The organism is Spirosoma endbachense (genome assembly GCF_010233585.1).
GTDB classification, from domain to species: domain Bacteria; phylum Bacteroidota; class Bacteroidia; order Cytophagales; family Spirosomataceae; genus Spirosoma; species Spirosoma endbachense.
Genome location: NZ_CP045997.1, coordinates 4,146,580 through 4,167,026 on the forward strand (window position 1 = coordinate 4,146,580; position 20,447 = coordinate 4,167,026).

18 protein-coding genes are annotated in these 20,447 nt (G+C 45.8%); 8 read left to right on the forward strand and 10 right to left on the reverse strand.

Features of this window, described 5'->3' with window-relative positions; genetic code table 11:
- Positions 1-79 precede the first annotated feature (79 nt).
- Together GJR95_RS16735 and GJR95_RS16740 are read left to right on the forward strand one after the other, a co-directional pair.
- Positions 80-418, forward strand: coding sequence for a PadR family transcriptional regulator (locus GJR95_RS16735; RefSeq protein ID WP_162386954.1), 339 nt, complete (start codon positions 80-82; stop codon positions 416-418).
- A gap of 20 nt (positions 419-438) precedes the next feature.
- On the forward strand, positions 439-3,090 hold the full coding sequence (locus tag GJR95_RS16740) for an ABC transporter permease (RefSeq protein ID WP_232541218.1): 2,652 nt from the start codon (positions 439-441) through the stop codon (positions 3,088-3,090).
- Positions 3,091-3,615: 525 nt separating this feature from the next.
- Here the strand turns inward: GJR95_RS16740 and GJR95_RS16745 are convergent.
- The 4 genes from GJR95_RS16745 to GJR95_RS16760 all read right to left on the reverse strand — a co-directional run bounded on the left by GJR95_RS16745 (position 3,616) and on the right by GJR95_RS16760 (position 7,434).
- Positions 3,616-4,482 (reverse strand): DJ-1/PfpI family protein, encoded by an 867-nt coding sequence (locus GJR95_RS16745; RefSeq protein ID WP_232541219.1) that lies wholly within the window; start codon positions 4,480-4,482, stop codon positions 3,616-3,618.
- A gap of 4 nt (positions 4,483-4,486) precedes the next feature.
- Positions 4,487-5,455 carry a GlxA family transcriptional regulator gene (locus GJR95_RS16750; protein ID WP_162386955.1) on the reverse strand — a complete coding sequence of 323 codons (969 nt, stop codon included), beginning with the start codon at positions 5,453-5,455 and terminating at the stop codon, positions 4,487-4,489.
- Between the two features lie 489 nt (positions 5,456-5,944).
- Positions 5,945-6,676, reverse strand: a complete 732-nt coding sequence (locus tag GJR95_RS16755) for a porin family protein (RefSeq protein ID WP_162386956.1) — start codon at positions 6,674-6,676, stop codon at positions 5,945-5,947.
- A 206-nt stretch (positions 6,677-6,882) separates the two neighbouring features.
- Positions 6,883-7,434: a GNAT family N-acetyltransferase gene (locus GJR95_RS16760; protein ID WP_162386957.1), complete on the reverse strand. Its 552-nt coding sequence runs from the start codon at positions 7,432-7,434 to the stop codon at positions 6,883-6,885.
- 2,244 nt (positions 7,435-9,678) lie between these two features.
- On the opposite strand from GJR95_RS16760, the gene GJR95_RS16765 reads away from it, so the two are divergent.
- The 3 genes from GJR95_RS16765 to GJR95_RS16775 all read left to right on the forward strand — a co-directional run bounded on the left by GJR95_RS16765 (position 9,679) and on the right by GJR95_RS16775 (position 12,788).
- Complete coding sequence (locus GJR95_RS16765; RefSeq protein WP_198424850.1) at positions 9,679-10,245, forward strand: hypothetical protein; 567 nt, start codon at positions 9,679-9,681, stop codon at positions 10,243-10,245.
- Between the two features lie 531 nt (positions 10,246-10,776).
- Entirely contained in the window at positions 10,777-11,313 is a 537-nt protein-coding gene (locus tag GJR95_RS16770; protein WP_162386959.1) for a P-loop NTPase family protein, read from the forward strand.
- A gap of 362 nt (positions 11,314-11,675) precedes the next feature.
- Positions 11,676-12,788 carry a lipase family protein gene (locus GJR95_RS16775; RefSeq protein WP_162386960.1) on the forward strand — a complete coding sequence of 371 codons (1,113 nt, stop codon included), beginning with the start codon at positions 11,676-11,678 and terminating at the stop codon, positions 12,786-12,788.
- 237 nt (positions 12,789-13,025) lie between these two features.
- On the opposite strand, the gene GJR95_RS16780 is transcribed toward GJR95_RS16775, so the two are convergent.
- Both GJR95_RS16780 and GJR95_RS16785 read right to left on the reverse strand, forming a co-directional pair.
- Positions 13,026-13,547, reverse strand: coding sequence for a cytochrome P460 family protein (locus GJR95_RS16780; RefSeq protein ID WP_162386961.1), 522 nt, complete (start codon positions 13,545-13,547; stop codon positions 13,026-13,028).
- Between the two features lie 383 nt (positions 13,548-13,930).
- Complete coding sequence (locus tag GJR95_RS16785; RefSeq protein WP_162386962.1) at positions 13,931-14,410, reverse strand: hypothetical protein; 480 nt, start codon at positions 14,408-14,410, stop codon at positions 13,931-13,933.
- Positions 14,411-15,178: 768 nt separating this feature from the next.
- On the opposite strand from GJR95_RS16785, the gene GJR95_RS16790 reads away from it, so the two are divergent.
- Both GJR95_RS16790 and GJR95_RS16795 read left to right on the forward strand, forming a co-directional pair.
- A complete protein-coding gene (locus tag GJR95_RS16790) occupies positions 15,179-15,448 on the forward strand; it encodes an energy transducer TonB (RefSeq protein ID WP_162386963.1) in 270 nt (89 codons plus the stop codon).
- Between the two features lie 324 nt (positions 15,449-15,772).
- Entirely contained in the window at positions 15,773-16,237 is a 465-nt protein-coding gene (locus GJR95_RS16795; RefSeq protein WP_162386964.1) for a DUF1579 domain-containing protein, read from the forward strand.
- Positions 16,238-16,323: 86 nt separating this feature from the next.
- Here GJR95_RS16795 and GJR95_RS16800 read toward each other — a convergent pair whose 3' ends face one another.
- From GJR95_RS16800 to GJR95_RS16810, 3 genes are all read right to left on the reverse strand, one after another.
- Complete coding sequence (locus GJR95_RS16800) at positions 16,324-16,734, reverse strand: hypothetical protein (protein ID WP_162386965.1); 411 nt, start codon at positions 16,732-16,734, stop codon at positions 16,324-16,326.
- Positions 16,735-16,858: 124 nt separating this feature from the next.
- Positions 16,859-17,122 carry a hypothetical protein gene (locus GJR95_RS16805; RefSeq protein ID WP_162386966.1) on the reverse strand — a complete coding sequence of 88 codons (264 nt, stop codon included), beginning with the start codon at positions 17,120-17,122 and terminating at the stop codon, positions 16,859-16,861.
- Positions 17,123-17,313: 191 nt separating this feature from the next.
- Positions 17,314-17,523 carry a hypothetical protein gene (locus tag GJR95_RS16810; RefSeq protein WP_162386967.1) on the reverse strand — a complete coding sequence of 70 codons (210 nt, stop codon included), beginning with the start codon at positions 17,521-17,523 and terminating at the stop codon, positions 17,314-17,316.
- A 668-nt stretch (positions 17,524-18,191) separates the two neighbouring features.
- On the opposite strand from GJR95_RS16810, the gene GJR95_RS16815 reads away from it, so the two are divergent.
- Positions 18,192-19,238 carry a DUF4421 family protein gene (locus GJR95_RS16815; protein ID WP_232541220.1) on the forward strand — a complete coding sequence of 349 codons (1,047 nt, stop codon included), beginning with the start codon at positions 18,192-18,194 and terminating at the stop codon, positions 19,236-19,238.
- 484 nt (positions 19,239-19,722) lie between these two features.
- On the opposite strand, the gene GJR95_RS16820 is transcribed toward GJR95_RS16815, so the two are convergent.
- A complete protein-coding gene (locus tag GJR95_RS16820) occupies positions 19,723-20,367 on the reverse strand; it encodes a hypothetical protein (RefSeq protein ID WP_162386969.1) in 645 nt (214 codons plus the stop codon).
- Between the last annotated feature and the right edge of the window lie 80 nt (positions 20,368-20,447).

Sequence of the window (20,447 nt, forward strand, 5' to 3'; positions counted from 1 at the left end):
AGCCCAATCGCTGTATCACCTAAATTGGCACTGGATTTGTTTTGCTTTATTATAACTAACTGCTTTGAGCACCAATCCGATGAAAAGAAGCTTTCATGGGGGGTTTGAAGAGGTGGTCCTGCTGGTATTGGCTGCTTGCAGGGAAGAAGCCTATGGCGTCCTTATCTGGAAAATGCTTCAGCAGCAGACCAGTCGGAGAATCACCATCAGTGCCGTTCATGCTCCCTTGTACCGACTCGTAGAAAAAGGCTATCGATCCTCGCAGCAGGGTGTAGCTACTGCCGAGCGGGGTGGCAGGCGAAAGCGATTCTTTTTACTAACGGCTTTGGGTAATAAAGCCCTGCTTGAGATTCTGGCCATGCGTCAGCAGTTGTGGCAGGCAATGCCGGATGGCAAACTTCAATTGATTGGTCAATAACCCAGCTTCCGTCTCAACCAATGGCTACCAACAAAGAACAGACTGAGCCGCCCCGCTGGGCTGATCGCCTTTTGGAATGGTTCGTTTCGCCCTATCTGGTGGAAGATGTGCAGGGTGACTTACAGGAGATTTTCTATAAACGTGTCGCTCAGGTAGGGATTTCGCAAGCCCGGCGTGAGTACGGCTGGGCGGTCCTGCATTACCTAAACCCCTTCTTTGCCAAACCACACCACCGGACTGGCAACCTAACCCCGTATCCTCAATTTTCATCACTCCATCCCGCTATGATTCGTAACTATTTGACTATCGCCGGGCGTAACCTGGTTAAGAATCGGGCCTATTCGGTCATCAACATTTTGGGCCTTGCGGTTGGCATGGCTGTCGCCATCTTGATTGGCCTTTGGGTCAATGATGAATGGTCAGCGAATAAGCATCACCTCAATTACCAGACGCTTTATCAGCTCAAAATGAATCAAACCATCGATGGGTATCGCAGCACGGGGGACGCCTTGCCTTTTCCAATAGGTCCGGAATTAAAAGCAAAGTACCCTGATTTTAAGGCGGTCGCCATGTGTGATTGGGGCAGCACCCATTCCCTGATCGTGGGGAATCATAGATTCTTAAAAAGTGGCCGCTACATTGGCCCCGACGCCATAACCATGTTTTCCTTAAAGGTACTTAAGGGGGATCAAGAACCGCTAAACGAACCCTACTCAATCGTTCTAACCGATCAGGCCGCTCAAACACTTTTTGGGCAACAAGAGCCCATTGGCCAGCTAGTTAAACTGGATAATCAAACCAATCTAAAAGTAACGGCAATCGTTGCCAAACAACCCCATAATGCTTCCCTACAATTTGATTACCTGCTGCCCTGGGACTTACAGTTAGCTCTCGACAAAGGGCTGAGAGCGTACGTGACAAATTGGGATAATAGCTCCTGGGCCTGCTATGTCCAGCTAAAGGAAGGCATCCGCCCAGAAAATACCAATGCGAAACTAAAGGACCTGCTCGTAAACCATTTAGCGAATGACCCCAACACCAAAAAAATAAGAAAGCCTGAAGTATTTCTGTTTCCAATGGAAAAGTGGCGGCTTTATTCAAATTTCTCCAATGGAGAAAACACCGGCGGTTTTATCCAGTATGTGCGATTGTTTAGTCTGTTTGGATTCTTTATTGTAGTTATCGCCTGCATCAATTTTATGAACCTCAGCACGGCTCGTTCACAAAAACGGGCTAAAGAAGTGGGGGTTCGAAAAGCGGTCGGATCGGGCCGACAGCAACTGATTGGGCAGTTTTTGAGTGAATCCATTTTGATGGCTAGTCTGGCTCTGGTGCTGGCACTCGGCCTGGTCGGTGTTGGGCTCCCTTTTTTCAATACGCTAACTGAAAAGCAACTGGTATTCCCGCTCGATAATCATTTCTTTTGGGGTATATTACTCCTATTTACTGTCTTTACCGGCGTTTTAGCGGGCAGCTATCCCGCCCTGTATTTATCGTCATTCAAACCCGTGACCATTCTTAAAGGAAGCGTTTTCATTGGGAAGCAGGCCGCTTTACCGCGAAAGATTCTGGTGATTACTCAATTTACCTGTTCGATGGTGCTGATGATCGGGAGCATTGTCGTTTATCAGCAAATACAACACGGCAAGAACCGTCCGATTGGTTTTACCAAAAGCGGCCTTATTTCGGTTAGTGCTTCCCCTGATTTACTGACCAACTTTAACCCCTTACGGACTGACCTATTGGCTTCCGGAGCCGTGTCTTACATTAGTCAATCGAACACCCCCCCAACCGCTCTCTGGAGTAGTCAGAGCGGCTGGGAATGGAGTGGATCGAGGCCTGAAGACAAAGCCGTCTCCTTTAAAACCATTGCGACCACGTATGACTACCTTAAAACGATGGGTATTCAGTTCAAGGCCGGCCGTGATTTTTCCCGAGCCTTTGCCACAGATTCCTCGGGCGTGCTCCTCAACGAAGCTGCCGCCAAGCGAATGGGCCTCAAAGAGCCTCTAGGCGAGCGGTTAAAATGGGATGGCCAGGAGCGCAGGGTGGTCGGTATAATCCCTGACATCTTGATGGAATCGCCATTTCATCGCGTCTCTCCAATGATCATCGTTTTTTACAAAGACTGGGTGAATGTACTCTGCCTACGAATCAATCCTGCTCTGTCCCCTTCGGCAGCTCTTGCTAAAATGGGCCCCATTTTTGATAAATATAATCCGGGTTATCCCTTCGATTATAAATTTGCGGATACGGAGTACGCCAAAAAATTCAACTATGAAGAACTCATTGGTAATTTTTCAGTCATTGTGACGGTATTGACCTTATTAATTACGTGCTTAGGTCTGTTTGGTTTGGCATCCTTCCTGGCTGAACAACGGACTAAAGAGATAGGGATTCGAAAAGTCCTGGGGGCCAGCGTAGCCAACATATGGGGTATTCTCTCCAAAGACTTCCTTCAATTAGTGCTTATATCGTGTCTGGTCGCATCTCCGATTGCCTATTACGCGTTAGGTCAATGGCTAAAAGCATATTCGTATAAGATTCAACTTGAGGTTAGTGTATTTATTTTAGTTCTCTTGCTGGCTTTACTGATTACGTTACTAACCATTAGTTACCAGAGCATCAAGGCCGCCCTGATGAATCCGGTCAAGAGCCTACGAAGCGAATAAGATTTACTCATCTTACGTCTGAAAAGCACCTTATAAACTGTGGTGTTTTATCCTACTGGCAAGAGAGACGTTTCAAACAGGACCCTTTGACAACCACTATGGCCAATAGTTGAACGTGAGTTATCCTTTGAGAGGGCTAATATTAATTATCGGTCTATCGATCAGCCATCTGGCCAGACAACAAAATACCCCGCTCAACGTAAAGTCAAACGGGGCTACCACTTATTTACATACTGGTATCTCAATACCACAATAATCCTTGCCGACACCGCCAGTAGGGATTCGACAAGCGGGGCACCTTCGTATACCTGACCGCATAGGTAGTCGCTTAGGGAATGTAGCCAGCCCAAATTTATTCGTTGGTACGCCTGATCGACTAGTAGATTAATGCAGGAGCGAGTCGATTGCCTGGAGACAGAAAACTCAGAGTGTAGGCTACTCGCGGAGAAAAAAAACACAGTCAATTACCCTCAACTGTGGTCTATGACGACACAGCCAACGGTTGAGGGTGTTGATTAGTAATGACTATTTATTCTCGGTCGCCACTTTACCCGCTTGCTTGACGATTAATCCTTCCTCCGGCTTCCACTTATCATACTCCATGTAGCGAGCTGTTTGGATTGCTACAGCCTGCCCTTTTAATTTCGCAACTACATGCAGGGCCCCATCAATACCCGCCGATACACCCGCCGTTGTGATGATTTGTCCATTGTCGACAAATCGAGTATTACGCAGAATCTCGGCTTTAGGCGTTGCCCGTTGCAGCGGCTCAATGTAGGAATGAAACGTAGTGGCCTGCTTACCATCCAGCAGTCCCGCTTTGGCCAGCAGCCCGGCGCCCGTACAAACCGACAGCATGACCTCAGCTTGGGTTGCCGAGTTTTTTATCCAGTCAATGAGCGCCTTATTCTCGATGAATGGACCGGTATTACCGCCTGGTAAAACCACAATGTCAGGCTTGGGGCAGTCGGTCAGGCTATACGTTGGCGTTATCTTAATGAATCCCTGACTGATGATTGGCTCTTTGGAGAGCGACACCGTGTAGACATTGAATCCTTCCGTAGAAGCAAAGACCTCACTGGGGCCCGCAAAATCCAGAATTTCTACGCCATTGTGTATAAAAATGGCCACATTCCGCTTGTTGACTTGCTTTAGGATTTGCGCCTGGGAGTCCAGCATGGTATCGTTGGGTTGGACAAGAGGCATGCCACCATCCAGGTCGCTGACGGGCTTTTCGTGCCATTCAAGATCACATATATTGCCGGAGGGCTCGCCGGAATACGCCATAAGGTTTTCTTTAGGAATCACTTTCTGCGCCAAAAGTGGGCTACCTGCAGCGACCAGCCAACCGGCAACGAGCAGGTGAAAACGGTAACGGAAGTTGAAGTTCATAGGCTTATGAATGGGTTGAAATAAATAATTTGGGGCTGTTTTTAGGTTCGTCTTTCTGCCAGATTCGGCGTAGCTGGCGGGCATCCTGAAAACCACACTTCTCGGCAATAGCTTCCATGGTCATACCCGGATTATGCCGTAGGGTACGGGCCAGTTCAAGTCGTAGCAGCGTGGTATAATCATGAATGGAGATCCCAGTCTCTTTCCGAAACGTTCGGGTTAGGTTGCGGGTACTCATACCGGCCACCTCAGCCAGTTCGTCTAACGTGGCCTTTGTTTTCAGATTGGCAATCAGCCAGTCCTGCAACTGGTGAACAGCCACGTTCATGTGGTTGCGGTAATCGAGGTAAACGCTTTTCTGTGAATGCTCGGGGCCGCGACGTAAATACACGACTAGCTCGCGGGCTATCTTCGAAGCGAACAGTGGCCCTTGCTGCTCTTCCAGAATCGCCAGCGCCAGGTCAATACCGGCCGTTATCCCCGCGCTGGTAAAGATGCCGCCATCGTTTACGAATAATCGATCGTGCTGGGTAACGATCCGTGGGTAAGTCGTTTGCAGTTCGTCAACGCGCTTCCAGTGGGTAGTGCATTTTCGACCATCCAGCAGGCCAGTCTGGGCCACTACAAACGCCCCCGTACAAACGGAGCATATCAGAACGCCCAGGCGGTGTTGCTTGCGGAGCCAGGCCATGAAATCTTGCTCCGCTCTAAATTCGGCTGATCGGATATAGGCCATGTCCATCCCCGGTATAAAGATCAGATCGCCGGATTGAGTCTGCACCTCCGTAAAGTGCTGCACAGGCCCCATAGCCAAGCCTGCTGAGCTGGTAATCTGGTTTTGGAAGGAGCAATACCGTAATTGATAGGGAGCCCCATACTCAACGGCTTCGTAAAAAACCTGAACTGGTCCCGTCAGATCCAAAACGTGTACATACGGGGGTACAACAAAAATGACTTGCTGAATTGGCGACATGGGATAGCTGAGTCAGGGCGTAAAAGTAGCGGATACTCGGCGTTCAAACGAGCCAAACATCGGACATTTTGGGCCAAAAACTAAACGGCTCGGCTAACCCTCCTGGGTGCCCATTTAAGAGAAGCCGATCAAATTGAGCAAGTTGTTGAATTTTAGCGAATGGGAATTGCGGTGTTGATCTTTTCTGATCGGTGGACTGTGATGACACAATAGAACGAGTGAATCTTTACAAACCTATTCCCCAGATAGCACCGAGTCTACCTACCCGTTTTGTATTGATAAAAGCTATGAGTGCCACCGAACACTAAAACAGCAATTGTCTACCCAAAAAAAAAGTGAGATCTCCAGAAAAATGACAAATAAATGCAAAAAAGCCATGCTTGATCCGTCTGACCCAGGGCCGTTGCGATTCGTTAGGAGAGGCTATCTTAAACTCCGTTTGTAGCAGCTCCTTCATGTTCAATACTCTCACGACCCATAATCGATCATTTACAATCGACAGCCCAGACTGACAGACAACTGTTGACCTTTTGGGGATGAACCATCCGTATAGATCGTCTGTAAGCCTTGATGATAAATAACATCGAGTGTGATCGGCCCCACATGAATGCCGCCCCCACCAAGAGCATTGTAGGTTGACCGACGAAGGGAAGTCCCTCCGGGGGAATTGGGCGGATAATCAGCCGAGATTAAAGTCGTTACCTCAGCACCAACCTGGAGGTGTAGACCCGCTTTTTTTCCAAAACGAAGACCCAGATAGGTTGGAAAGACGAGTAGGTTTTGCTTAATCTCGTCATAATCCGGCCCAGCAGGTGGGATACTTGTCGGGAGTGGATTGGGGAGTAGACTATACGGAGTCGTTAGGTTTCGGTATTCTACCCCCAGTTGCCAGAACAACGTTCCGCCTGTACGACCGTAGACACCCGCTTGCCAACCTGAGAAACTCGTTTCACTAATGGCTGGATTGGTCTGAGCCCAATTTAAGCCCCCATACAAGCCAAAATAACCCGTATTCCACTGTCTTGGTGGTTTGGATGCCGTCAACATTTTCGCCGGGTTCTGACTAGCGTTTCGGGCAATCATCTGTAGCCATCGCGCCTTTGGCATATCTCGATTGACAGAGGTCGAATACAATGATTTCGTCTGACAATAGGTGGGTTGATGTACCGCGAAAAGCCGGGTAGGAAGCAGGCACAAAAAAATCAGGAAAGCTGTCCGCATGCGGTTAATTGGTTGATGGATTTAGCCGTATTTTACCCTGATCCCCCATTGCGGGTCTAGTAAAATCAGTTATGGAAGAGGACTACTTGACAAACCTTATAGCAGCCCGGATGGTATATGGGCATCCCAGGCCATTTAGTGATTAACTAGACCGATTTGTCCCTCTTTCCCAACAAAGGTAGGCTTTGTTGGGAAAGAGTAAAGTTTCAGGCGATATCAGCCCGAATCAATGAGAACAGAATAGCATCCTGCAAGTCAATCCCCACCAGCAGACGCTGTCGTAGCAGTCCCTCACGGGTGGCACCGGCTGCCAGGGCCGTTCGTTGGCTGGCCAGGTTATCCGGTACCACTAAAATTTCAAGGCGGTTCAGTTCAGCCAAATCAGCAAAGGCAGCCAGTGCCAGCTGGCGGGTGGCCTGACTGGCCAGTCCCTGCCCCTGACGCGAAGGACGCACCCAGTAACCCAGGTTATAAAAACCATGCACCCGATTAGGCTGATTCAAGCCAATGCCTCCGCAAAGTTCTGACGTCCGGGCATCCAGCAGCGCGAAGTTGAAGGCTGTCCCATCCTGCCAATCCCTCTCGCACTGAGCGATGAACTGCTCACTGTCAGCTACTGCATAATCAGGATGACACCAGCGCGCATAGCGGGTAAACAGCGGTGAACAGGATGCCCTGGCGGCTTCAAACAACAATGGGATAAACCCCGGCTCATATTTCCGTAATACAACCGGGCCCGCTAAAATTTCAGGTCTCATAAAGGGGCCCAGTGAATAGATGGGGCAAGCAGTTCACAGTTGAACAGAACAATTTCATAACCGAAGAAGTCAAAAAAACTGCCAAACTGCCTGCTGATCTAGAACGGTTATGAAGAGTTTCATAGACAGCGATTGACTAACCTTGAATCGGGTTGTGGTCAATCCGTTATGAATTGCCAAGGTAATGATAAAACCATTTTCCGTCCATAAAAAAAGCCAGCCAACCGACAATGGGTTGGTCACAAGAGCCTATGGTAAATCCGTTTTGCAGTCCGGGAAGTTATGCTCAAGACAGACCCGGGTGTAGGCGAGTATGTGATAACAGTCTATCCTTCTGGCTTTTGCGCCATATAATCAAAATAATATATTGATCATCTGTAGATAAATGATCGGGCTTCATTTTTACATACTTTCACCTAATTTTCTGATTACTACTTCCTTAACTCAATCTACGTATAGAACATTTCTTCTTGATAACTCAATGTTTTTTCTAAGCAGGTATTGATTTCTTTAAGTATTATTTGGTAGTCTATCCTGGGTAGGGGCCAGTCTGTATAAACCCACTATGGGTACTGACCGAGCAGTGAGCTTCACCATTCTATCGGGGGTGCAGGTCTATGGGGGGTATAACGGTAATGGACCTCACCGGATACGCGCACTAGTTTCCCTTACAGTACGACTTTCTCCGTTAACATCGGCGATCAGGCTACCAATACCGACAACGCCTATCATGTAGTTGTCATGACCAACGCTAGTGCCCAAATGCGGCTGGATAGCCTGGTTATTACCCCAGGTAATGCCAATGGCACTTCTGTCAGTGGCTTTGCCGCTTGAGGAGGCATTTATAATAGAGGGTCACAAGCGGGTAACAGTTGCAACCCAACACTGGCCAACCTGAGCCTGATCGCCAACTCAGCCACCTCTGGAGGAGGTCTGAATAACTTTGGTACTTTAAACGGCAATAGCAGTCCTGTATTGATCAATGTCAGCTTTCGGGCTAGCTCTGCTTCACAGCGACCTGTTCGGTGGGTAACTGCACCAGTCCGCAAGCCGCTCCGGTCAGGTTGCAGATCCTACCTGACGCGGATTGACTGGAACGGGTGAGTGAAGGGGCAAATCCTCTTGCAGCTCCATACTGCTACCGAGCACCAGAAAGTGAGGCTCCTGAAACCAAAGTGTGTATTAATTTTCAATGAAAACGCCCGGTCACGAGCTGGCCGGGCGTTTTCATTGAAAATTAATCACCTGTATTTCTGCACTTCATACTTTTGGGGCGTCGTTAAATAGAGTGGATATAGATCAGCCAATGTCTGGTTCCACCTCTGACTGGACGTTTTTGCGAATACGGATCTGATTCATCAGACAACGGCATCTGGTCAAAGGTCTGTCCACTAGCCCACTAAATGCCTCTTTTGTAGTGATTATGATGAACTGCCTGTTTTGGTCATGTAGTTAACTACCAGCCACTATGACAATAATGACGGGCTGGGCCAACCTTACCGCTTTCTGCTTGACCCTCTCCCTGCTCTTTTTAGGTCATGCCCTGTTAACCGTTGACCAGTCCGCCCGGCGTTTGCTGCGGGTAAAGATGGGTAGGATTCTCCTCCTTCTAGCAGTCCTGTTTCACGCCCTGGGGTAGATGCCAGAGTTGACGGGAAGCAAATAAGTGAACAGTACTAAGCGATCGGTATGGGAACGAGCCGAGATTCCGTCCTGCCTTCCTGGAGATGACCCGGCATTAGAGAGGTACAAATTCGCCATTCACTTAGCAATCAGGGGTGATTTTTTACCTTTTTGATACTAGTCGGCCGAATGGCTTTGTCTATCCCTCGAGCGCTCTTCAAGTCTTCCCGAGGTTAAATGTCATTGGCAAAGCCCATGACTTACTATATTGGCCTGTTATGGCCGAACTCGCTTTCAAATGGATCAGGGTATAGGTAATACGGACCATCCTTAAATTCAATCGTTGAGGGGTTACTCACAAATTAACCTGCCTACTTTGGGCGAAGGAACAACGAGTCGGGTACAGGCTACAGTAGTAGAAAACCTATACCCCCATCGTTCTATTAAAGAACTAACCGGATAGCAGCCACTTGTTACGACCCGAACCCATACTGCCTTATGCCCCTAATCGACCTCAACCTAATTAGTAAGCTGGAGTCCCAGACAGACGTTGCCGAGAGTTTTGCCTTGAGTTGTTGTTATAATACCTCTGACGAATCTAATCTAAGCCCTGAACTTTTCATGGCCTGTATCAAACGGGCTAAACAAGCCAATGCCCTTTTTACGCATCTGGAAGGAATATACAAAGCAAGCACTGACTTTGCCTCCGGCAACATTCAGCCCTACATTGAGGAGCATGAACATTATCGGGAAAGTGAAGATGATCCCGAATTTGATCCATTCGAGGAGCTATACAATCACTTTGAATCCGGTATGATTGATGATCTGCCCCCAACTATCGAGCAGTATCGGGAGCTATTAGACTTTCTTCACAACTTTGGCGAGTATCGGGAAAGATTGGATCGGGGCTTTACGGAGTCGTTTGGCTTTACGTCGTTGTATGTAATGCCCGACGAGGAGGGTAACGAGACGCTTTTTCCGCGTGAGGATCTCTCTGAGGACGAGATTAACAGGATTGACGCAAACCGGCAGATTGAAAGTATCAGTATTGAATACTGCCTGGATGGCTATAATGAGTTCTACACCCAATGCCTGGTACTAATCAAGACTTACCGCATCAGTGGAACGATTGAGACTTGTGCTAAGGACATACTAGCTCTATATTCGCCCTATGCCTATTCTGAATAAGCCATTGATGTACTATTCAACTGCGCTGAAGTGGCTAGGCTCCGCGCCCGCTCCCTCCAGTAATAACCGTTCCGAGTCCAGAAATAGTCCTTTCCGGGTTTAAAAGCCGGAAAGGACTATTTCTGCGAACGCCCGGTTTCGCAGTGAGCGGGCGTATTTTTGTATTGAGCCATCCTGAATTGTTGAATGTAGCGCTTTTCACGAGCTAAAGGGCGTAGTGGTTAAAATTCAACGATACCTAGATACTCATACCTTTAGTAGACCCTTCGAGCGATTTCATCCTGGCGCTAGAGCCGTTAAACTTCATAATTTAGTAACCGGCAAATCAAAAAAATCTGCCGAATTAGAGGTTTCAAAACCAAGCCATTGCTCCTGGGATGTTTTGTCATTGGCTGAATGAGCTGATTAACTTACTAGGTGGTAACAGCCGATATGTTCACTATAAAGACCCACATAAAATCCACGGGCCATCCGTTAGAACAGGCCATTTCAGCGCTTCCAGATAAGAGTGAGTAAACAACAGCAGACAGAATGAAACTTCACGTATTTGGCGCATCAGGCTCTGGAGTCACTACCTTGGGGCATCGGCTCAGCCTACTGCTGAACACGCCTTACTTTGATACCGACTCCTACCACTGGGTACCTACCTATCCTCCCTTTACCATCAAGCGACCAGCCCATCAGCGACACGCCTGGCTGGTGAGCGATTTAGCCAGGCAAAACAGCTGGATCTTAGGAGGCACCGTCTATAATTGGGGCGATTATTGGCGATCCGCTTTTGATCTGGCAGTTTACCTATGGATTCCCAAGGCGATTCGTCTGGAACGACTACACCAACGGGAACAGTCAAGAGGGGGGCTCGTGGGCATGGCGGCTGAACAGTCCAAGCTTTTCCTGGATTGGGCTGCTCAGTATGATGCTGGTGATTTGCCCGGTCGTAGCCGAGCCAGACATGATGCATGGATAGATCAGCTAAATTGTCCTGTGCTTCGGCTTGAAGGAGACATACGACTCGACGAGCGGGTAGAACTGGTCCAAAATAGAATTTCAAACCTAGATGCCCACTAACCTAAAGCCAGTGGCTGCTGCCCCGCTCCGTGGTGCGGCACCGGCAGCGCGGTTGCAAAAGTAAATAAGTTGTTCGGTGAGTCGAGAAGTAGTCACTATTTTTGACTAGTTTGAGTCAGAAAACGGATGCCAAAAGGCTCATCACTATGCTGGTTCAGACTCTTGCAACAGCCACAGCACTTAAACACCCATTGAAAGTCCAAAGCTGAAGTATAAAAATAATAAGTCACTTAAGGGTCATAACCTGTATGCCTTTTCTCAGATCTCTTGTTTAACACAAGTGTGATAAGTTGGGAAACCTATGGCCAGCAGGCGGGTCGTGCCCATTCCACGATGTTTATTCAGGTAAAAACGAAGAACCGATGAGTCCTAAACTGCTTTTCTGTCAGGTAATAGTAAGTAGCCTATTTATGGCCTCAACCACGTTGGGTCAAGTCCTGAAGCCAGGTTTCGATAAGCAAGAGTATATCGAAACGTTGAAAATTAACCAGAAAACACATATAGCTCTGAATAAGTGGGCCGAAAATACGGCTGTTCCAGATCCTACCGAGTTCAACTTTGCTTATCGTTCGCCAGTAGTGGCATTTGATAACATTTGGGATTTATGGATCCATCGAGAAAAGCGTATTGCTATGATTGCCGTACAGGGCAGTATTCCAACAGAAGCTAGCTTTTTGGCCAATTTATATGCGGCAATGATCCCCGCAAAAGGCGAGTTACAACTTGACAAAGAGTTTAAGTTTACCTATACCTTGGCTAAAAGTCCGAATGCGGCTGTCCATGTAGGCTGGTTTGTCGCAATGGCCTACCTCTCCAAAACTATTGAACATAAAATAGACTCCTGTTACCGATCAGGCATAAAGGACTTCATCTTGACTGGACATAGCCAAGGCGGGGGTATTGCCTTTCTACTAAACTCCTATTTAGAAAACTTAAAGGTCGAGGGAAAATTAGCTAATGATATCCGTTTCAAAACATATTGTAGTGCCGGACCCAAACCCGGGAACCTGGCCTATGCTTACGAATATGAGACAATGACTAAAGGAGGCTGGGCTTATAATGCCGTCAATTCAGCCGATTGGGTTCCCGATGTTCCCTTCACAGTTCAAACGGTTGCTGATTTTACATCGGTCAATCCATTCCGAGGTGCAAAAGCCCTGATTAAGAAACAAAAATTTCCGAAGAATCTGTTTTTAAAGCATGTGTACAATAGTATGAGTAAACCCAGCGAAAAAGCGAGTAAGAACTACCAGAAGTTTTTAGGGAAAATGATTTCGCAAGCGGTGAAGAAGAACATTCCTGGGTTTATTACCCCGACTTACTATAACAGCAATTATTATGTAAGAACAGGTAACACAATCGTATTATTTGCAGATGAAGCCTATTTCAAGCTTTACAACAATGCTCCCGACAACCCCAATATCTGGCAGCATCATTTCCCTAAACCCTATCTGTTTCTGGCTGAAAAACTTTAATCTTTTTTTATTCTTTTCACAAAAAGTTAGCGGCCGTATGCTACGCTCAAGATGCTACGACGATGCAAACCAGTGCCCCCTTGATCTTTCTCAATCCGGAAAATGATACGATTCGAATCTATTATCAAAAACAATAAACCAAGTTACTATAAACATTATGCCTGAGCGGGACTGAAGCCAGCCACTTTTACAACCGATTACGGCAAATACACCCATAGCGCCGTACCCTTGGTCGTGTCAATGTGAGTACTTGGTAAAAACAAAGTCGCGGTCTTTAACGGCCTGGTGGCAAGCAAAGCAGGTGGCGTTCACGGCTACATTGATTGATTGGCCTTGATTAAATTGTGCATATGCCCAGCCTCCACTCAAGGTGTATTTTTTTGAATCCTTGATACTAAACTGAACATTCGTGGGTTGACCAGCGACAAATGATTGGGGGTTGCCAAAGGCTTTGTTATTTTCTTCAGAGGGCGTGTATGCCCAGGCCAGCCGGGCAATGATGGCCCCATCAGGTAAAGGAAGTTTGCCTGCTCGGTAAGCATTGACGGCAATATCGTTCCCTAAAATCGCCCGAAGATCGTTGAGTTTGCCGGCCTCGTGAGCCACTGAAATTAGCTTCCAGTCACGGTAACCAGCCGGAATTTTTATAGTATAAATGGAATCGGCTTTCCACTCATTCTGTGGAGTGCGAGGTACGACGGTGGTTACCATACCAGCCAGCCATAACATGGCCGCCAACGATACAGCGATGAGTTTCATGATGGACGTTTTTTAGTTAAGCGAATAATGAATCAAGTGGTGTTCGGACAATCCTAAATCAACCTTACAGACCGCCTTATAGAATAGGGTTTTACAAAGTTACATGTCATTCTAGCGCTTTTTAATATATGACTATATGGTAAAGTTTATTATTATATTAAAAACTACTATCAAAGATTTAACATGCAATTCTGGAAAAGAACACCTTGAAATGCGTGCTCTTTTTAATCAGCCTAATCTAATTTAAGTACAAATCCAGGTATTCTCACAATAATACCTGGATTTGTACTTAAATTAGGAATGTTGTATAATTATCAATTTGAAATGAAATTAATTAAAGAAACGACTTAATTCTGAGCCAACATTACGTCCTTTGATTCATGCTATTTGATTTTGATGAACTCAGCTGCTACGCGACCTAACTTATAGCCTGGGGGCAGAAATACATAGGAAGCCCAATTTGGTGAAGTAGCGGGTGGAAAGGGTGGTGCAATAACCAGTTCGCTCCCCAACTGATTATTTGGTTGGGTTGTGTCTGTTTCCAATGTCAAATAGTAGCCTTGTGGCTTTGTCAATACATAAACTTTGTTGTAGGTGGTGTCTCTGGCAGGCGAATAGATGCCGTTGGCAGGCGCTTGCACTTTAACTCGTACGGTGTCAGCTGAAATTCGTTCGATCTGAATTATTATCGTCTTCCCATTGATGGGATAGGACTTTACGTCGGGAATACGGGATAGGTTAGCCGTGTAGGTGCCCGCTATAACTCTAGCAGCATCAGGAGCAAGTACTGGCTGAACACTTGGAGCATCGTGTTTGCATGCAGTACACAGCGTGATTCCCAAAATGATAAGTTGCTTTTTCATCTTGTTTAGTGTTTAGATAATTGGTAAAACCCTTTGATCAAATAAGTGTTCTGCAACGCTGTTGTATAGTGGCACTATATATCGCTAACATCATTTTCGGCCAGTAATAGATCGCTAAAGCCAATCGGCACAAAACTTCTTATCCGTTTATTGATCTCTCTAATTTAGGATCAAAAATCTAGCCGTGAGCTTAATAGAGTGGTTACCTGAATCAGCCAATCCCGGTCCTGCAGGCAAGTTAGGGAAGAGTTTAAACAAGATGCTGATGTTCAACAACACAGCTAACGGACGAAAATGCCCGTTGTAAACAAACGAAAAGGGTGGGGTATTGTGAGATATCCCAATAAGTTCTATGTGCGCTATGAGGGTAAAAATTATGTCTTACCCTGCTCGAACAGGTATTTTAGTGAGACCGCTAAAAAGGATAGCATCTGGGTTCACCACGATCCATAACGGGATAGAGCAGTATTGGCAGAAATAAAGGTAAACCCACCCTATGGGCTATTAGTATTAATCGTTTCAGGCGGTCTTATTGCTGTTAGTAGTGCTATTATTGATTTACGTCGGCAATGGAGAAAGTAAGTACCCACTATAATTGCCACTGATAAAACAGATCCTGCTATGCATACCTCTATCCTCCTTACAGTATTACTAACTTTAGTTTGGCTTCCCCTTCAAGCTCAAATAAGGGTTCAAACCGATTCTAGCTCAACGCCTGATCGTGTCATTTACACGCTTGTCCAACAGCAACCCGAATTTTCGGGTGGTATGAATAAACTAGGTCAGTACATACAGGAAAATCTACGGTATCCAAAAGCAGCCCAGGCCGCTGGGTTAGCCGGACGGGTCTTTATTCGATTTCTCATTAATAAACAGGGTGGCATTGAAAAAGTACAGGTTTTAAAAGGGATTTCTCCGGAGCTCGATGCGGAAGCTGTAAGGCTTGTGGCCAGTATGCCTAATTGGCTCCCCGGCAAAGTGGATGGTCAAGCTGTCGATTGTCTATATAATTTACCAATCAACTTTTCTGTTCGGTGAAGTAATACCGCCTTTTGTGAGTTTTGCTGGACGAAATAGGTATGATTTCGTATGGTTCAAAGGCATGTTTAGCGGAAATAGGGTATAAAGATGCTTTATTAACCTATAAGCCCGTAGCTATTGCAAAAGTCGGTACCAGACTAGGTCTCTCTTTTCAATCGCTTGTTTTTGAAGCAAAACCTGGCAGAAGGAGGCTCGTTTCCTAAGCATTGAAAGAGCTTTTAGAGGTTGGTAACAGCCACACTGATTACAGAACTACTTTTTAGGCGGTATAATTTTATTATTGCTTCGTTATGTACTGTATACCAGCATGCTAGAGCGACAATGAATAAACGAGCTATTCAAAAAGCACAAATCCCCAATCCTGCCCTAAACCTTTTCGGTGTATTAATTGGCGAATGGAAAACAGCGAGCACTCATCCCGCCGTCCCCCATAAAGTGTTGGCTGGTACATCCTCCTTCGAATGGATTGAGGGCGGTGCCTTTCTGAGGTGGTATTTGGCGGTAGACGAAAACGGGTTTCCTGTCGGCATTGGCATCTTCGGCAGTGACGATGCGACGGGCGAATATTTCATGCTCTTCTTCGACGAGCGGAAGGTGTCGAGAAAGTATGAGGTTTCAGTTGAAGACAATGTAATAAAGTGGTGGCGAAATGTGCCCGGTTTTTCGCAACGCTATAGCTGGACCATTACTGACAATGGGAATACCATCATCGGAAAAGGTGAATTGTGTGAAGATGGCAAAACGTGGAAAAAAGATTTAGACCAGACGTTTACTCGTGTCAAATAAACTAACAGAAGCTTTCATTCAGCTAATTCCTAGTTATGGTATTTATTGCAAAATGGAGCCACTAAGATTAGGCGAAGGGATTACCCTCATTGGGCCAATCGGTCCCGTAGAAAAGGGACCAGGGCACAGAGTACAAAAGAACCTACCCAAAAAAGCCAAGCCAACACCTGGGCTCGTTTGCTCACAACAAAATAGTCTTGTTCGGTCAATCCCGTCTGTTTGTCAACGCCGTACAAGTTAAACAACAGATAATGCAGACCCATAATCAGAAGGCCCAAACCAAGCAGGATCAGCCTTTTTAGGGGACTACTCATTTTGGCGGTAAAGCCTAAGTGGTGGGCCAGGAGGTAGCCAATTCCAAACAACCAGCAGAAAATCCCTAAGCTAATCTGAAGTAATGTATCAAACCAGGGTGGAGATTGTCCTTTTCGTAAGACTGGTTTAAAATAGTGGTGCATTAGGAAAAAGGTGTAGTAGTAACGATAGAGTAATTTCATGTGCACGACTAACTATAGGTAGTTGACCCGCTGGTGCCAAATTCTTGTGATTTTGCTGTTGAAAAATTAATTATCTGTTAGCCAATACTGCTTTGTCTAGTCCTTCAGGCAATGCGATTAACGCTCATTGATCGCCCTGACTAGTTAGTCTACCTAGTTCATCAAGAATCTCCTCATATTGGGTTGTGATCGTTTCATACTGCTGGCGCTCGGCAACGAGTTGGTCGGTCGTGTCGATGATCAAACGGAATCCGGCCTGCTGATCGGCTAGCTGGCTATAACTAAACAGGAGACCTTCAAAGGCGTGAATGGCCTGCCGGCTTCGAGTGAGGTCAGCTTCGAGTACCCGGATTTTCTCCAGGAGCTGCTGTCGTTGATTTATTGTCATGGTGTGGTAGAAATAATAGTTCAATCCTGCTGGTACTGGCAACCGAATTATAGTCGTAACGTTAAGCCGGTATTCCCATTGCCAGTCATTCAGACTCTTTTTAACTTACTCCCTCACTTTGAATAACCATTTCAGGTTAGGATACCCCTTCAAGTGATAGCGGTACATTAATCCCAAATAAGGTTGTCGTCTCAGCTCTTTATCGCCATTAGGATTTCCTTAATTTCAAATAAAAGAAGGCGGTGCCGTATTGCTTTACTCGCCTGTTTGCCCACCCAGGTAATGGTGACCAGATAATAAGACTCGCCATAGGCTTGTGGTCTCGTTGCTTCCGGATAGCGTTCAATCAACTGCAGCCGTTGTGGCTTTAATTGGTACTGCTTGACGAGTTCGGTAGCCATTCAGATGCCATAGTGATACTCCTTCTTCGCTCGGTCTCCGTTGCCATCATGATTTGCAACTCGCGGTCAATTCGAATCAGGCAAGTGCTGGTCATTTCGTCAGGTGTCTGAAAAATAAAGATGGCATCCTCATAATCTAAGCCGGTGATATACTTCTGAAATAGAATGACAAATGCCAGCGCTTAGTTTAGGGTCAACAAAATAGCCACCTGACAACGACAAGTGGCTATTTACGCCCGCATCTGGATCAGAGATGCTTTTCCAACTTGCAAACAGGGCAATGTCAATTGATTTAGGGTTGTTCATCTCCGCCAAACTTCGTCATATTTCCCGGAAGGATTGAGCTGGAATCGATTAGAAAAACCTTAGAAATGATGAATGGCGTTTTGTTGGTAGCTTCGGCGCATTGATCTGGCTTATACCGTCTGATTCAACTGGTGGCACTAATATTACTTTCCAGATAACGATGGTTGTAGTAGTATTTAGGCAAAGGAATGCGCGGGAAGGTGAAGACAGGAAAAACATCTTTCCATTTTGGCGATTAAGCTAATAGTTATCTAACTAGACGAACGCTTCACATGCCCTCCAGCTCTTTACTTTCCCCAAAGACTAGAATCAAGCAAAGCGTAACTTTCTACCAATACTGGGGCATATGGTCAGTACTAATATTGATTTGCTTAGTCAATCCGACAACCGCTTATGGGCAGGGGCTTCGCTTACTGGGCATCCCGCTGGATACTCTGCTTAGGACCAAAATACCTCGGGTCAATTCTGCATACATTACGACCTATTATGGACGTCTGCATCTCTATCTGATCAGTGACCGTCAGGACTATACACTGCGCTTACGAGGATTGAACCACTCCTTACTTTATAAACCGAATCTGGCCTGGACGCTGGGCATTGGATTCGACTACAAATGGGCTGGAACCGAATTGACCATTAAGCTACCCTGGCTAGGCTACAATACAGTTCAGAAAGGGAAAACAAAACCCTTTGGGATCAGTCTTAACCTTAACAATCGTCGGCTATGGATAGCGGGCCAGTATCAGTTTTATCGGGGTTTCTATGTAGCTAATCCAGATCTGCTAGAGCCCGATTGGTTGGCTCATCACTCAATGTATCCCTACAGAAATGACTTGAAAAGCCAAACTCTAGCGAGTCATGTCCAGTATCTGTTCAATCCTTTGCGAATATCCATTCCGGCCAGCCTCCTTCAACGGGAGGGACAACGACAGGCAGCAGGTTCATGGGTTATTGGGAGCTTTTTAACTTATCAACGTATCCATGCCGACTCCGCTTTAGTCCCCTTAGCTATGCAGGCTGATTTTCCAACTGAATCGTCTATTCAAGGTGTTAATTCCTTGGCGTTAGGGGTAGATGGAGGTTATATGCAGACAATTGTGCTGGGCAAGTACTACTTTATCAACATGAGCCTACGCCCCGGTTTATCACTCCTAGTGACTAAAACTACCTTTACCAATCAATCGCCCCTGACTCATCTGGGGTTAGGCTGGCAGGGGCTAGCCTCTTTAACATTGGGCTATAGTACCACCAGGTATTACGGAGGTATATATGCCTCAGCGGCTTTGACCAATCGAGCCTTCAGGGATGGGTTTGTGCATACAGAGACCGACTATATACGGTTGGTAGCTGGCAAGCGTCTACGGTACAGACCTAAGGGGCTGATTAAGAAACTACCAGGACTGCAATAATAAGAAGACCTTGACCAGATTGATGAGGTAAGCCTTCGGATTGCTCTCGGATGGTCTAGGTCCCATTTATCATCACGAGTCTGAATCATATATTTTGGAACGGGTATGGGTGGTATCACTACATTATACCTTATTAACTTTCTGTCAATAGTGCCCCCACCCAAAACAACAAACGCCTAACAAACTGATTTTCAGTTAATTAGGCGTTTTGGTAGTACCCCTAACAGGTGAAAACTCGAACAAATTATTGGAAGGACTGAGAAGCATTTATGAGCTTAAAGCAATGATGGAGTTTTAAATATGACTTATAAAACAGATTGATATTGAAGAGAATACTTCTATTTGTTTATTTTCAGTCGATGGCGTATATTTTACCAGCTCTTTTATATCTAAAGGGGTAATCTGTTCACTTCGTAAAAATGAATGCTACCAAAGCCTTTCGAGATTGCTGACTGTCACCAGAAGCCAAATCTCTATGTAGAGACTATGCTAAAATGTAGTAATGATGTTGAAAGGGTAATTTTATCCAACTGATCGTGTAATCATGGTTAACAGTAAAACCGGGTCGCCCATTAGCCGTAGAACCAGCCCCGTTCCAATTAAGTTGTGTGCCAGCAGCAACATTCCTCCCCTGATGAATGGAGAAAGGGGCATACCCTATAGTCGTGTTTCTTGGCGGCTTCATGTAGGATGGATCATTACTTGCGAATATAACAATACCTCTTTTAACAAAATGGAAAACCTCCTCGAAGTATTCAATTCTTTTTATATCTTTCCAGAAATCATAACAACCAATATTCTGTGCGCCGTGGTGACCAAGTAGTACATTTACATTTTGTCCAAATACCAAATGAGAAAGTTTCTCTTTGGTTGTCTTATACTTAATTTCAATTGGATAAAATTCATTATTTTTCTCTAAAACAATATCTATATAGATATTGTGGACGTCATTCCATAAATAAGGTGGCATTAACTCACTAGGAACATGGTATTCATAAAAAACATTATCGTAGTTGCCTGACTGCAAGAAATAAGTATATAAATAGAATTGAATATCTTGTTCTCTGATAAAATGCTTTTTACAATTAGCAAGTGCCGTAGCAATCTGATCTAATATAGTTTGTCTCATTTTTCTCTTATCAATGGCTCTTTTATTGATATGAAGACCGTTCTGTTGAATTCTAGGTGCAGCTATAGAATAGGAAAGGC